This is a genomic window from Alteromonas portus (assembly GCF_005117025.1).
GTDB lineage: Bacteria > Pseudomonadota > Gammaproteobacteria > Enterobacterales > Alteromonadaceae > Alteromonas > Alteromonas portus.
The window spans coordinates 1-14,457 of sequence record NZ_SWCO01000001.1; the positions used below are offsets into that span (position 1 = coordinate 1).

Here is a 14,457-nt window from a genome sequence, read left to right on the forward strand (position 1 = left end):
AGAGAAATACACTTACAAATATATTAAGTAACCCGAGAACAACCAGCGTAATCCAAATTACATCCATTGTTTAAATTCTCCCAGTCATATAACGGCCCGCATAACGGGCAAAAATACGTAGGCTATAATACAGAGCGAAGCGAAGGGAGCCTACGTGTTTTTGTCCCAGCGAGCCCGCGAGCGAGTTTATGCGATTGTTAGGTGCTTTCACGGTGGCTTAGTAATCCTCTATTTCTAAAGGAGAAAGCGTGTAAATAACACGATATCCAGATCCACTACATGTATTTCCATAATCTACATATAATTTTGTATTTGTTAACTTTTTATGGGAAATCATAACGCTGGATAAGTCCATTTCCTCATCTGTACCCGTCATGTGAGGTGAAAAGAATAACTTTATATCGTCACCATTCAATTCCTGAACTACAGCAGACTCGAATTCTAATCCTTTGAATGTCTTTGGAGTTGTTAAGATATATTGAAACCCAAAACCTATATCATGTGATTTGATGAGAATGTCTGATTCAATCACATGTTCTGTCGGTAGTTGCTGACAAATAAATATTCTGGACATCGCGTTGTTAGAAATCACAGCAGTAAAAAATAGCCAGAATGGTTTCATAGGCACCTAACTTTTCAATAACGGGCGCAGGCACGTGGGGCATAATGGCGAAGCCGCCCCGCGTGTATGCGTCCCAGCGAACGAAGTGAGTGAGTTTATTGGGTTGTTAGGTTTGTGTTTAATTTGCCTAGAGAGTTGAGCCATCTTGCTCATCCTTCTCCTCATATAATTTACGCTTAAGGTATTTAATATTCGCGTTTAGCTCTTTAACCGCAAATTTAGACTCTCGTGCCATATCTCGCATTTCTTTTACGCGCTTAGAAATGAGGAAGATAAAAATAGGAACGAGTAACCATAAAATTAATAATGATATTTGAATGAGAATAGTAAAACTTCCAAAAAGCGCTTCCATAATAAATCTTTCCTTTTAAAAACCTAACACCCACATAAGGGGCAGTAATACGTGGGCTAAAATTTGGAGCGAAGCGACAGAGCCCACGTGTTACTGTCCCAGCGAGCCTGCGAGCGACTTAATGTGATTGTTATATGCTGCCAGCGTTGGGATTACCAGAGCCTTTAAATGTAATTGTGTCACCGTTAAAATTTGTGAAAACTACCATTCCATTAATTTGACCAGGAATGATGAGGAACTTTTTTTCACGGTTTTCAATAAGGCTAAAGTCAGAAGAGTCGAAATGACCGCCCCATTGCTTCAGTGAACCAGTCTGATACATACTCAGCTGCCCCTCGAGATTATCAGCTAGTACCTTACCTTCTACTTCAATACGTCCATTATTAAAACTAAATGTACTCATTTTTCATCCTTACTATGAGATTTCAAAGCATATAACACTAAGCTAAGGGGCAAATGCACAATGCGATAATTGCGAAGCCGCATTGTGTATTTGTCCCAGCGACCCGCGTAGCGGGTTGCGACTTAAGCGTTTTGTTAGGCGTGCAACTGAACGCACGCGGCTTTGCCGCCACCGATTGCCAAACAAACCGCTGATTTAAATTTAATAAATCCACGATAAAACAACATTGTACGAAATGCTAGATGTAACGCGGCTGCACAAATAGAAACACGAGCTGATACAACCGATAAAGCAAGTAGAGCAACGAGATTCATAACGACCTAGCGAAACAACCTATCGGTTGGAATGTCACAAATGAACTAGCAAATCGATTTGGTAGGGAACAACCGCCTAAAACTTTTCAATAACGGGCGCAAGCACGTAGGGCATAATGGCGAAGCCGCCCTGCGTGTATGCGTCCCAGCGAACGAAGTGAGTGTGTTGATTGGGTTGTTATGTTCGTTTTTGATAAAAGCGCTCTGTCAAAAAATGGATTGAGTTGTAAGTCCAGCTAACGCAAATGCCGAAGACTATAAAAATTGGAAGGGAGAAGTTGGAAAGCTTAACGATATTGGCCTGCGAAGCGTCTAATCCTGCAAGCTTTAGGACAAAACCAGAAAGTAAGACCGACAAAATAAATATTACGAGTTTGAAGCTTTTAGAATTATTTACATCCATATCAATTCTCCTTTTCCATTCGAGAATATAACATTAAGCTAAGCGGCGCAGTTGCGTGGGGCATAATGGCGAAGCCGCCCCGCGTAAATGCGTCCGAGCGACCGAAGGGAGTGGTCTTAAGCGCCTTGTTATAAGCAGAGCCAGTTCCTTTGGTCTTTTTAAAAACTGATGAAGCCAGCATACGATTGATTGTTAACACAGACAAGAAAAACGACTGTGCAGTGACGGTTTTGATTTGACTGAAGCTAGCCGCCATTTGAACTGTCAAACGCATTGGCGCTTGTTGACGTCGAATAATAACTTGGCGATAAAGCGCCTAATGCGCAACCTTTGAATTGAAAGCGGCGGATTTAAACCTATCACAAGCCAGAGCGATGCTAATGAAAACAGGTGAGGGCAGTTGTGCTAAGATTTTTATAAAGCCAAACGCAGTTTAGGCTGACGCCTTATAACTTTCCAATAACGGGCGCAGACATGTGGGGCATAATGGCGAAGCCGCCCCGCGTGTATGCGTCCCAGCGAACGAAGTGAGTGAGTTTATTGGGTTGTTAGGTGACACTTTTTAAAACTTCCTGTAAGAATTTATCTAATTCCTCGGAAAAAGACTTACCCACTTTTCCAAAATACAAACCTATTTCATTTTGTCCAACGACATGACACCCAAACGCGTTTTCGATGGTGAGTGTACTCATGTCGTCTAGGCCTTCAAATGCTAGCAGAAGCTTTGGGTTTCCGTTTGGCCTAGCAAATTCCCAGTAACCGGAAATTTCATAATCATTGCCAGGTAGTTCTTGAACGAATTGCCACTTTTTTCTTTCTAAAGCTTTTCTTAAAAGCTCCAAATGTTTAATGCTCATGGTGGCACCTAACAATTTAGTGTAAGGAAAAAATCCTTTATGCAAGGCGGATAATTTCCATATATCACATTTATAATTTTATCACTTTCGCACGTAAATACATTTTCATCAATAACCTACACTTTGTATCTGAAAATACTGAACTTAAGTACGGAATCTTTCCTTTTTATTTTACGGTCGGGTTAAAAACCGCAATTCTGTTTTTATTTACAGTAATAAAATTTAGACAAATGAAATCAATGTTCATGCAAATGGTGATAGAGCATATGCACAACCGTCGCTATGCGAAGCGTTCGATAGAACTCTATAGCAAATGGATCATTAGCTTTATTCGCTTTAACAACAATCGGCACCCATCTGACATGGGAGATAAAGAAGTTGAAGTGTTTCTGTCTCACTTAGTTAACGCTAAAAATGTGGCGCCAGCCACTCAGGCTAGCGCGCTAAATGCACTAGCGTTCTTGTATCGCGATATATTGGAAAGGCCACTTTCGTGCGAACTCAATTTTGTTGCCAGCCGAAGGCAAGCTAAGCTTCCGGTTGTATTAACGCAGGAAGAGGTCGTTTCTCTTTTTGAGCAAATTCCTGCCAACCTGAAGTTACCAATATCTTTATTGTATGGAAGTGGTTTGCGGCTAATGGAAGCGGTTAGGCTACGAGTTAAAGACATCGATTTTGACTACAACGCTATTCGCATTTGGGATGGGAAAGGCGGTAAGCATCGCATTGTTACCTTGGCTGCGGAACTAAAGCCCGGTCTTACTCGACAAATCGCTATGGTAGAAAACTTTTTGGCGGCTGATTTAGAAAACCCCAAATACGCAGGCGTCTATCTACCTCATCGGTTACGATTGAAATACAAAAACGCGCCCAGAGAGTTAGGCTGGCATTATTTATTTCCCTCTTCTCGATTATCTGTCGATCCTGAAAGTAAAAGGGTGCGACGACATCATATTGATGAATCGAGTATACAAAAAGCGATACGAAACACGGCAAAAACTTGTGACATTAAAAAGAAAGTTACGCCTCATACGCTACGCCACTCTTTTGCAACCCATTTGCTACAATCGGGCGCTGATATTAGAACGGTGCAAACACAGTTAGGTCATTCAGACGTAAAGACCACGCAAATTTATACTCACGTGCTTCAGCAAGGTGCGCAGGGGGTGGTAAGTCCTTTATCTCGTGTTTTGAAGTAATCTGAAAACTGATTAAAACCAACAAAAAAGGGCCCGAAGGCCCTTTTGAAAACTTAGCTTTAAAACCTCTTATTCAAACGCTTATACACGCTCAAATACGGTAGCAATACCTTGGCCTAAACCAATACACATTGTCGCTAAGCCTAGGCTTACGTCTTGTGATTCCATTAGGTTGATAAGCGTACCCGAGATACGTGAACCAGAACAACCTAGTGGGTGACCAAGTGCAATTGCACCACCGTTAAGGTTAATCTTAGTATCTAGGTGGTCCATCCAACCTAACTGCTTAATGCACGATAGCGCCTGCGCTGCGAACGCTTCGTTAAACTCAGCAAGTTCGATATCGTCCATAGTAAGGCCAGCGCGCTTAAGGGCTTTTTGTGTTGCTGGCACTGGGCCATAACCCATAATTGCCGCATCACAACCAGCCACAGCCATTGCGCGAATTTTCGCACGTGGCGTTAGGCCAAGCTCTTTTGCACGGTCTGCTGACATAAGTAGCATACCTGATGCACCGTCAGACAGCGCAGAAGATGTACCCGCAGTAACAGTACCGTTTACTGGGTCAAACACTGGGCGAAGTGCCGCCATGCTTTCAGCTGTGCTTTCTGGGCGAACTACTTCATCGTAGTCAATTAGCTTTAATACGCCGTTCGCATCGTGACCTTCAACAGGCACAATCTCGTTAGCCCAGCGGCCTTCAAGGTGTGCTTTGTGCGCTAGCTGATGCGAACGTGCGCCAAATGCGTCTTGTTGCTCACGAGTAATACCGTTTTGACGGCCAAGTAGCTCGGCAGTCATACCCATCATGCCCGACGCTTTTGCCGTGTACTTAGCAAGACCAGGGTGGAAGTCGATGTTGTAGTTCATCGGTACGTGACCCATGTGCTCAACACCACCAATCATGTAAATGTCACCACGACCGCTCATGATGCCGCTTGTCGCATCGTGAAGGGCTTGCATTGATGAACCACATAAACGGTTTACCGTTACCGCGCCAGTTGTACGTGGAATTTGTGTTAGTAGTTGCGCGTTACGTGCAACGTTGAAGCCTTGTTCTTTAGTTTGCTGAACACAGCCCCAAATGATGTCTTCAATTTCCGCTGGGTTTACGCCAGGGTTACGCTCTAATAGCGCGGTCATTAGCGCAGCAGATAGGTCTTCTGCACGCACATTTCTGAAAACACCGTTTTTTGAACGACCCATAGGGGTACGTACGCAATCGATTACGACCACTTCTTTCATTAGTTTTTCCTCCGGGTCTTATGCGAAATAGGATTTACCAGCAGCGGCCATTTCACGAACGCCGTCTGAGATCTGATAAATTGGACCAAGTTCAGCGTACTTGTCTGCCATAGCAACAAAGTTCGCCAAGCCAATGGTTTCAATCCAACGGAAAATACCACCGCGGAATGGAGGGAAACCTAAGCCGTAAAGTAGCGCCATATCTGCTTCAGCTGCGCTATCTACAATGCCTTCTTCTAGGCAGCGAATTGCTTCGTTTGCCATAGGGATCATAAGGCGTGCAATAATGTCGTCTGCTTCAAAGTCAGTCTTCTCAGCTACGTGTGGCGCCATTAAAGCATATGCTTCTTCTGCAGGTGTTTTAGACGGCTTGCCGCGCTTATCAACACCGTAGTTGTAGAAACCTTTACCGTTCTTCTGACCTAAACGCTGCTCTTTGTAGAAAAGAGTTACCGGGTCGTTGTCTAGGCGAGCCATACGCTCTGGAATACCCGCAGCCATTACGTCTGCTGCGTGATCGCCCGTGTCGATACCCACAACGTCCATTAGGTAAGCAGGGCCCATAGGCCAGCCGAAGATTTTTTCCATTACTTTATCAACCGCAACGAAGTCAGCGCCGTCGATAAGTAGCTTACTGAAGCCCGCAAAGTATGGGAACAATACGCGGTTTACTAAGAACCCTGGGCAGTCGTTAACCACAATTGGGGTTTTGCCCATTTTAAGGGTAGCGGCTACTACTGCATTAATGGTTTCTTCAGACGTTTTCTCGCCACGAATAATCTCAACTAGCGGCATACGGTGCACTGGGTTAAAGAAGTGCATACCACAGAAGCGCTCTGGCTTGTCTAGGCTTTCAGCTAGCTGATTGATAGAAATAGTAGAGGTGTTTGAACAGATGATAGCGTCGTCCGCTACATTGTCTTCTACTTCTTTAAGCACAATACCTTTTACTTTCGGGTTTTCTACAACCGCTTCAATAACAAGGTCTGCATCTTTAAGTGTGCTGTACTCAAGGGTAGGCGTGATAGCGTTAAGTGTTTGCGCCATTTTGGCCGCGTCTACTTTACCGCGCTGCATGCCTTTACCAAGAATTTTTGCTGCTTCAGAAAGGCCAAGGTCTAGTGCACCTTGATTAATGTCTTTCATGATAACTGGCGTGCCTTTCACGGCGCTTTGGTATGCAATACCGCCGCCCATGATGCCTGCGCCTAGCACAGCGTTAAGCTTAGATTGCTTAGTCGCTGCTTTCGCTTGCTTTTTACCTTTGCTCTTCACTAGCTGGTCGGCAAGGAAAATACCAATTTGCGCTTTCGCTGCGTCAGTTTTCGCTAACGCTACAAAGCCTTCATTTTCAAGCTTAAGTGCGCCTTCACGGTCTAGGCCCGCTGCTTTTTGAACAGTCTCAACCATTTTGTGCGGAGCTGGGTAGTGTTTGCCAGCTTGCGCAAATACCATAGCTTGAGCAGTACTGAAGCTCATCATAGCTTCGTTTTTGTTAAGCTGTAGTGGGGCTTTCTTAACCGCACGACGTGCTTGCCAGTCAAACTTACCGTCAGCGGCGTCTTTCACCATTGAAAGCGCGCCTTCAACTAGCGCTTCTGGTGCAACAACGGCGTCAACCGCGCCTTCAGCCAAGGCTTTCGCGCCTTTTCTGTCGCGACCTGTGGTCATCCACTCAAGGGCATTGTCTGAACCAATAAGGCGAGGTAAACGAACCGTACCACCAAAACCAGGCATTAGGCCTAGTTTAACTTCGGGTAAACCAATGGAAGCGGTAGTGTCAGCAATACGCATGTCACACGCCAATGCCATTTCACAACCACCGCCTAGCGCAAAGCCATTGATTGCAGCAATAGTAGGGAAAGGTAGGTCTTCGAAGCGGTCGAATACTTGTGACGTATTAGCAACCCACTGTAGTACTTCGGCATCGTCCATGGCGAATAGGCCAGTGAACTCTGTGATATCAGCACCCACGATAAATGCAGGTTTTGCACTGCGTACTACTAAGCCTTTAACATCGCCCTTCGCAAGCAGGGCTTGAGTTGCTTCGTCAAGTTCGCTCACTGTTTGGCGGTCGAACTTGTTTACTGAACCTTCGGCGTCGAATACCAGCTCAGCAAAGCCGTCATCTAACAGGCTGACGGAAAGACTTTTGCCTGTGTATATCATTATCATCTCCTTCGGCATTGGCCAGGATGTTAGTGAAGTAATCCAACTAATTTGTAGGGTCGTATGCATTCACTAACGCGTTAGGGTGGCTAGATTCTTTACAAAGCCACACAAAATTTCAACAAAAAATCAAACAAGCGTTTCAATTTGTCTAAGGTAGTGGTCCGATGACTTAAATTCAAGTGCAAATATCGAATTCAAGCTTCATTTCGGCATTGGTGGTTGTATAATGAGCGTTATTGGCGCAAAGCGCCAATCCAGCAAAAGAATAATCTACAATCATGTCAACTATGTTTGTAAAGCATAGCTAACGACAGCTGGCACAACATCTTCTTTGGCAAGGAGCCAGGCTGAAAATTTTCCCTTCGTTTATCAAACAAACGTTGTGGGTCAGTCGCAATGCTGCTTTTCAGCAACATTTTACAATCAGCTCGATTCGGCAAAGTTGCCAGCGCTCATAAGCGTTCGAGTGTAGAGCAGGGTAGGAGTTCTATTGTGTCTGGTTTTTATTTTAGTTCGTGGTTAGGCCAGCGCTCGCTGGCAAAAGATAATAAATTGTCTGACATTGTTGTGGGGGCATTTGTTTTCTCATTATCTTCACTTTTCTCTATCAGCGCTTGGGCTACACAGCCATTAACGCTTCCCAATGATATTTTCGAAAAAGACCGGGCTCGTTACTTAGAAGTTGAAAAGAAATTATTAACGTACTCTAAGCGAAATGTAGAACGCCTTGATGACGACATTTATGAGTTAGCGCACTACCCACTTTATCCTTATCTGCTTCGGCTTAAGCTTGAACGCACCATGTCGATAAAGACAAAGCGCGATGTTAAACAGTTTCTAGAAGACTTTAACGGTCAGCCGGTAAGCTACGGGGTGCGCTACAAGTGGCTTAACTACCTCGCTAAAAATGACTACCGCAGTACTTTTTTAGAAAACTATCGCCCCGGCATGGGCGCGCGACTAACCTGTATTGCACTTAATTACCGGTTAAAAGAGGGTGAAAGCGAGAAAGATATATTGCCAGAAGTTGATGCCCTTTGGCTTCATGGGCAGTCGCAACCCGACGAGTGCGATCCGCTTTTTGCTAAGTGGAAAAAAGCGGGCATGATGACACCAGAAATGGTGATAAAGCGTATTGAGATTGCTGCGAAAGAAGATAACCGAAGTATTATTTCTTATCTTAAGCGCCAACTACCCAGTGATAAGCAATACCTTGCGGATGCGTGGCTATCGGTAACCCGTGACACCAGCCGCGTTAACAAAACGGCGCTCTTCCCGCTAAAAAATACATCCCATGAAGCGGAGGTCATTGTATGGGCGGTAGAAAAACTTGCATGGAGAAACCCCGATTTAGCAGGCACAGTTTTTAACCGTTACAACGACAAGAACATCTTTTCACAAGCACAGCAGCACGTGATGCGAAGAGCGATAGCGCTTAGCTACACGCTAGACCGGCTTCCTCAAGCGCGTCATTGGCTAGAACTTGCTGATGTAAAGGGCGCCAGTGAAGACGTAAAGCTATGGCATGTTTCCTATTTATTGCGCATGAAAAAGTGGCAGGAAGTGATTGATGTTATTGATAACGCCCCTGTTAACCTACAACAGGAAGAGAACTATCGCTATTGGAAAGCCCGTGCTTTAGAAGCGCTTGGACAAACTATGCAGGCTACTGTGCTTTATAAAGAGCTTGCGCAAGAGCGCCATTACTATGGCTTTATGGCAAGTGCACATGTAGGCGAAATTCCATCGCTTGCGCATACGCCAGCGCCAAGAGACACGGCAGCTATAGCCAGTGTCGCAAAAACACCTGCTACCATGCGTGCCGTTGAATTTTTCAGGTTAGACAGAACCACAGAAGCGCGTAGAGAATGGTATTACTTGCTTTCCCATTTGCCCGAATCTAAAGTCACCGATGCGGGCATTTTGGCCTACGAGTGGGGCTTGTACGATCAGGCTATCACTAGTTTTGCGAGAAGCGGCTATTGGGACGATGTTGAGCGCAGATTCCCGCTGGCTTTTAACGATGTGTTTAGTGAAAAGTCACAGGCATACAGCATTTCGAAGTCGCTGGCTATGGCCATTGCACGCCGCGAAAGTTCGTTTAGAAGCGACGCTATTTCTTCTGTAGGTGCGGCAGGTCTGATGCAGCTAATGCCGGGAACAGCACGCTATGTAGCAAAAGAGAAAGTAAGTCGAAATACACTTTTTCAGGTAAATGATAACGTTGAATATGGGGTGCAGTACCTTCGCTATTTGATGGATAAACTAGACAATAACCCTGTGTTAGTTTCGGCATCTTATAACGCTGGCTGGCGCAAAGTGCTGGAATGGTTGCCTGCAAATGAAGCGCTACCCGTAGATATTTGGATTGAGAATATTCCCTATAAAGAAACCCGTGCGTATGTGAAAGCGGTGATGGCCTATCAGCATATTTACGACCAGCAGCTAGGTGGAAACGAGAATATCTTCCCTCAACTTACCCGCGATATGATCCCATCGGCTGATGCGGTAAGTACACATCCGGTAACTGGCACATTGCAACTAGCGCCGCGATAGTTGTCAAAGGTTAGGCGTATAAGGGTACGCCTTTCAATACGTTATTATTTACCAGTATGGGAAACTTAACGTAAACAACAGTACAGCGGTCTGAGCCAGCATGCACGTTATGTTGGCCTCGTGATACACTGTGCTCCATCTAACGACTAAAAAGATAAGAGGGGCTATGTCGCAACATAAAGCAACCTACCAACAGCATATCGAAGAGCTTCAAGCTAGAACTCGCGAAGCGTTACAGCGAGAAGGGCTAGACGGGTTAGTTATTCACTCAGGGCAGGGCAAGCGCCTTTTCTTAGACGATAATCACTACCCATTTAAGGTGAACCCGCAGTTCAAAGCATGGGTGCCTGTTATTGATAATCCTAACTGTTGGCTGGTGGTAAACGGGGTAGACAAGCCTACGCTTATTTTCTATCGTCCTGAAGATTTCTGGCACAAAGTGCCACCAGAGCCAAATGACTTTTGGACTGACAGCTTCGACATTAAACTACTTCAGCAGGCCGATGCGGTAGAGAAATTTCTGCCTTACGATAAAAGCCGTTTTGCCTATGTAGGCGAATATATTGAAGTAGCCAAAGCATTGGGTTTTGACAATGTAAACCCAGACCGCGTGTTGCATTATTTGCACTATCAACGTGCTTATAAAACCGATTACGAACTAGACTGCATGCGTGAAGCTAACAAACTGGCGGTGGCAGGTCATAAAGCGGCAGAGCAAGCTTTTCGCAATGGTAAAAGCGAGTTCGACATTAATTTAGCTTATGCCTCTGCGTGTCGACAGGGCGATAACGATGTGCCTTATACCAGCATTGTGGCACTTAACGAGCATGCTTCAATTCTGCATTACATGCAGTGCGATACCGTAGCGCCAAAAGAATCGCGTTCGTTTTTGATTGATGCGGGTGCGAATTATCATGGCTATGCGGCAGATATTACACGTACTTATGCTCAAGACGGTGTTCAGAATTCAGCAATGTTTCGCGACCTTATTCAAGCGGTAGATAAGGTAACGCTGACCTTAGTTGATTCGTTAAAACCTGGGGTCGCCTACACAGACATTCACTTGTTAGCCCACGATGGTATTGCGCAAATTCTTCACGACACCGGCATGGTGAACCTAACGCCGCCAGAAATCGTGGAATTGGGGATCACGCGTACATTCTTCCCGCATGGCATTGGTCACTTCTTAGGTTTACAAGTGCACGATGTAGGCGGTCTAGTTAATGATGACAGAGGCACGCCTAAGCCGGCTCCTGACGATCACCCGTTCTTGCGCTGCACGCGTATGGTAGAAGCGCGCCAAGTGTTTACTATTGAGCCGGGCTTATACTTCATCGATAGCCTATTGCGCGACCTTAAAGCAACGCCTGCGTCTAAGTACATCAACTGGAATACCATTGATGCATACAAGCCCTTCGGCGGCATTCGCATTGAAGACAACATTATTGTGCATCGTGACAAGAACGAGAACATGACCCGAGATTTAGATTTAAATTAATCGATTATTTGTGTATCGCTAACACAACCCATTGTCATGAATGCAAAGAGCAGCCTTAGGCTGCTCTTTTTCGTTACGCGTGTAGAATGCGTAGAAAAGGTACTGAAATTTACATTTATTTGTAAACCAATGGTGCTGTGTGTAGTAATCAATAGGGAGATGTACAAGCAATGGCTAGAAAGGAGTCTTTATGGCACAAGGCGATATAGTAGGTTTACTGATAATGGCAACAGTAGCAGGCTTAGCGATGCCTGCTGGCGCTATTTTAGCGACTTACCAGGGTATTCAACCTAAGTGGCTGGAAAAAGAGTTACGTCACGGGATTTTGGCGTTAGGAGCAGGGGCGCTTATTTCGGCGGTGGGTCTTGTGCTTGTGCCAGAGGGTATAAAAGACGTATCGGTATTGGCGGCCATAATGTGCTTTGTTGGTGGTGCTTTAGCTTTTATGGCCCTTGACATTTATTTGGCGAAAAAGAAAACCGCAGGCAGCCAGTTAGCCGCCATGCTCAGTGATTTTGTGCCTGAGTCTATCGCCCTTGGTACTACGGCAGCATTAGGCGGTGGCACTATGTTGTTAGGCCTATTGATTGCGGTTCAAAATCTACCTGAAGGGTTTAATGCCTACAGAGAGATGTTGCCCAAAAACAAACAACGTAGCAATAAACTCATTGTCATTTTTGTTTTGATGGCGCTACTTGGCCCCTTGTTCAGTTTGCTAGGCTTTTATTATTTAGCCCAATTCCCAGTGGTTATGAGTGGGATCATGTTGTTTGCTGCAGGTGGTATCCTTTATTCAGTGTTTCAGGATATTGCTCCGCAAATTCGCATGGAAAATCACTGGCTTCCTCCGCTTGGCGGTATTCTTGGCTTCTTAGTAGGCCTGATCGGCTTTATGCTTGAAGGGTAGCTTATAAAAAATGCGCTTAGCCTAAACGTTTGTTTTCATGATGAATCAGCGCAGAGAAAGTGCTTTATTGAATTGGCTTGTCAGAGCTTCGAAAACATTTTGTGTATCGACAAGTTTGAAGCCTACGTTTTAAGTGCTATCCAGGTTTTACCCACAAAAAAAGGCGTATTGGTTACAACACGCCTTTTCATACCATTTAAGGGTAATTAGCTCGTACGCTCAATTGAAATATGTGCCAGCGCAATAAGCGCTTCTTTATATTCAGAGTCTTCTATAGCGTTAAGGCTATCAATGGCCATTTGCACTTCTTTTTGTGCACATTCACGTGTGTAGCCCAAAGCGCCGGTTTCTTCCATAATACCTTGAATACGCGTGAGGTGTGGTAGGCCATTACTTTGTTCAATGGCTTCTTGAATAAGCGCTTTGTCGTCGTCATTTTTTGCATGCCACATAGCGTACAACAATGGCAGCGTAGGCTTACCTTCAGCTAAGTCGTCGCCAGCATTCTTGCCCATTTCTTCACTGTCAGCCATGTAGTCCAGAATATCGTCAGCTAGCTGAAAGGCAGTACCCAGGTGCTTGCCGTATTCTTGCATGGCGTGTTCAATGTGCTCATTTTGGTCGGTCAGCACAGCCGCTAACTGTGTAGCAGCTTCAAACAAACGCGCTGTTTTGCCGTAGATAACGTCAAAGTAGCGGGCTTCTGTAGTGCTGGCATCGTTACAATTCATCAACTGCAACACTTCGCCTTCTGCAATTTGGTTTGTGGCTTCCGACAGTATTTCCATAACGCGCATGCGTTTTAGGCTTACCATCATTTGGAAAGAGCGAGTATAAAGAAAGTCGCCTACCAATACCGATGCCTGATTACCAAAGATAGCATTTGCAGTCTCGCGCCCTCTGCGCATGGTCGACTCGTCAACCACATCGTCGTGTAACAGGGTAGCGGTATGAATAAACTCTACAATTGCTGCAAGCGTGTGGTGATCATTATTATTAATACCCATTGCCCGCGCACTTAACACGGTAAGAAGTGGGCGTAAGCGTTTGCCGCCACTGTTTACTATGTAAAAACCAAGCTGATTAATAAGGGCAACATCAGAGTCGACTTGTTGTTGAATCAGCTGGTTTACCGCCTGCATATCATCATTAGACAGGGCGCGGATTGAATCTATATCCATAGGCATGGCAATAAATACTTACTCTTATCGTCTTGGGCAATTATTGGTGGCGATTGTACCTTAATCATCAGTACTATCCACCAAATTGTCTTAAAAAATGACAGCTTAACGTATTTACGCGTAATTCCTTAAATACGGTTAAACCGAAAGTGAAATTAGTCGAAATGTAATCCACCATCGAAATTCCGTTCTTTGCAGTGTATTTGTTCAAGCGTTTTGGTTCCAAATCGGGCGAATCCATTCAATTACCTCTGATTATAGGTGCTCTTGTCAATTTTTCATGTCAAAGCGCTATTTTTTGATGTTTAAGCAAGAAAGTTGAGCGGTACTGCTAGGTTGATTTTGTTGCACAAGAAAAAAATGAAAATGGGCGACGGAGATCGAAATTTCACATCAACAATAAAACGCCCAAATGTTGAAGCGATCCATACTTGAGATCTGATCATCGCTTATACGAACAACCCCAGCACTATACTCAAAGCGAATGTAGTGACAATTAAGTCGGAATCTGAACGTTTGATCGTAGTAGTATGTTGTCGATCCGTTAGCGATCTGGCTAACGGATCTCATACAATTGAGATGCCGTTTTCCATCAAACTTAACCTGTATTACGGCTACTTTTCTCTTCCCACACTGATAGTTTTTTGCTGATTTAACGAAAAAATTGTGATTTTTTAACGGTTTTTTGGCATTTGAAGCTGCATCAAATAAGCAATTGGGGCATAATTCGCCCCATGTTGGAAAAATA

The 14,457-nt window shown here is 44.7% G+C and carries 12 protein-coding genes; 4 read left to right on the forward strand and 8 right to left on the reverse strand.

Going from position 1 to position 14,457, the window contains the following annotated elements; genetic code table 11:
- Positions 1-217 precede the first annotated feature (217 nt).
- The 5 genes from E5672_RS00005 to E5672_RS00025 all read right to left on the reverse strand — a co-directional run bounded on the left by E5672_RS00005 (position 218) and on the right by E5672_RS00025 (position 2,951).
- A complete protein-coding gene (locus tag E5672_RS00005) occupies positions 218-622 on the reverse strand; it encodes a hypothetical protein (protein WP_136780377.1) in 405 nt (134 codons plus the stop codon).
- A 127-nt stretch (positions 623-749) separates the two neighbouring features.
- Positions 750-974 carry a hypothetical protein gene (locus tag E5672_RS00010; protein ID WP_136780378.1) on the reverse strand — a complete coding sequence of 75 codons (225 nt, stop codon included), beginning with the start codon at positions 972-974 and terminating at the stop codon, positions 750-752.
- Positions 975-1,104: 130 nt separating this feature from the next.
- A complete protein-coding gene (locus E5672_RS00015; RefSeq protein WP_136780379.1) occupies positions 1,105-1,377 on the reverse strand; it encodes a hypothetical protein in 273 nt (90 codons plus the stop codon).
- Positions 1,378-2,095: 718 nt separating this feature from the next.
- Positions 2,096-2,368, reverse strand: a complete 273-nt coding sequence (locus tag E5672_RS00020; RefSeq protein WP_240692116.1) for a hypothetical protein — start codon at positions 2,366-2,368, stop codon at positions 2,096-2,098.
- A gap of 274 nt (positions 2,369-2,642) precedes the next feature.
- Entirely contained in the window at positions 2,643-2,951 is a 309-nt protein-coding gene (locus tag E5672_RS00025) for a hypothetical protein (RefSeq protein WP_136780380.1), read from the reverse strand.
- Between the two features lie 230 nt (positions 2,952-3,181).
- Here E5672_RS00025 and E5672_RS00030 point away from each other — a divergent pair, with 230 nt between their 5' ends.
- Complete coding sequence (locus tag E5672_RS00030) at positions 3,182-4,150, forward strand: integron integrase (protein ID WP_136780381.1); 969 nt, start codon at positions 3,182-3,184, stop codon at positions 4,148-4,150.
- A gap of 81 nt (positions 4,151-4,231) precedes the next feature.
- Here the strand turns inward: E5672_RS00030 and fadA are convergent, their stop codons facing one another.
- Both fadA and fadB read right to left on the reverse strand, forming a co-directional pair.
- Entirely contained in the window at positions 4,232-5,395 is a 1,164-nt protein-coding gene (gene fadA, locus E5672_RS00035; protein WP_024015658.1) for an acetyl-CoA C-acyltransferase FadA, read from the reverse strand.
- 18 nt (positions 5,396-5,413) lie between these two features.
- Complete coding sequence (gene fadB, locus E5672_RS00040; protein WP_136780382.1) at positions 5,414-7,564, reverse strand: fatty acid oxidation complex subunit alpha FadB; 2,151 nt, start codon at positions 7,562-7,564, stop codon at positions 5,414-5,416.
- 495 nt (positions 7,565-8,059) lie between these two features.
- Here fadB and E5672_RS00045 point away from each other — a divergent pair, with 495 nt between their 5' ends.
- From E5672_RS00045 to E5672_RS00055, 3 genes are all read left to right on the forward strand, one after another.
- A complete protein-coding gene (locus E5672_RS00045) occupies positions 8,060-10,123 on the forward strand; it encodes a transglycosylase SLT domain-containing protein (protein WP_136780383.1) in 2,064 nt (687 codons plus the stop codon).
- Positions 10,124-10,289: 166 nt separating this feature from the next.
- Positions 10,290-11,621, forward strand: a complete 1,332-nt coding sequence (gene pepQ, locus E5672_RS00050; protein WP_136780384.1) for a Xaa-Pro dipeptidase — start codon at positions 10,290-10,292, stop codon at positions 11,619-11,621.
- 190 nt (positions 11,622-11,811) lie between these two features.
- Complete coding sequence (locus E5672_RS00055) at positions 11,812-12,528, forward strand: ZIP family metal transporter (protein ID WP_136780385.1); 717 nt, start codon at positions 11,812-11,814, stop codon at positions 12,526-12,528.
- Between the two features lie 206 nt (positions 12,529-12,734).
- Here E5672_RS00055 and ispB read toward each other — a convergent pair whose 3' ends face one another.
- A complete protein-coding gene (gene ispB, locus E5672_RS00060; protein WP_136780386.1) occupies positions 12,735-13,709 on the reverse strand; it encodes an octaprenyl diphosphate synthase in 975 nt (324 codons plus the stop codon).
- Between the last annotated feature and the right edge of the window lie 748 nt (positions 13,710-14,457).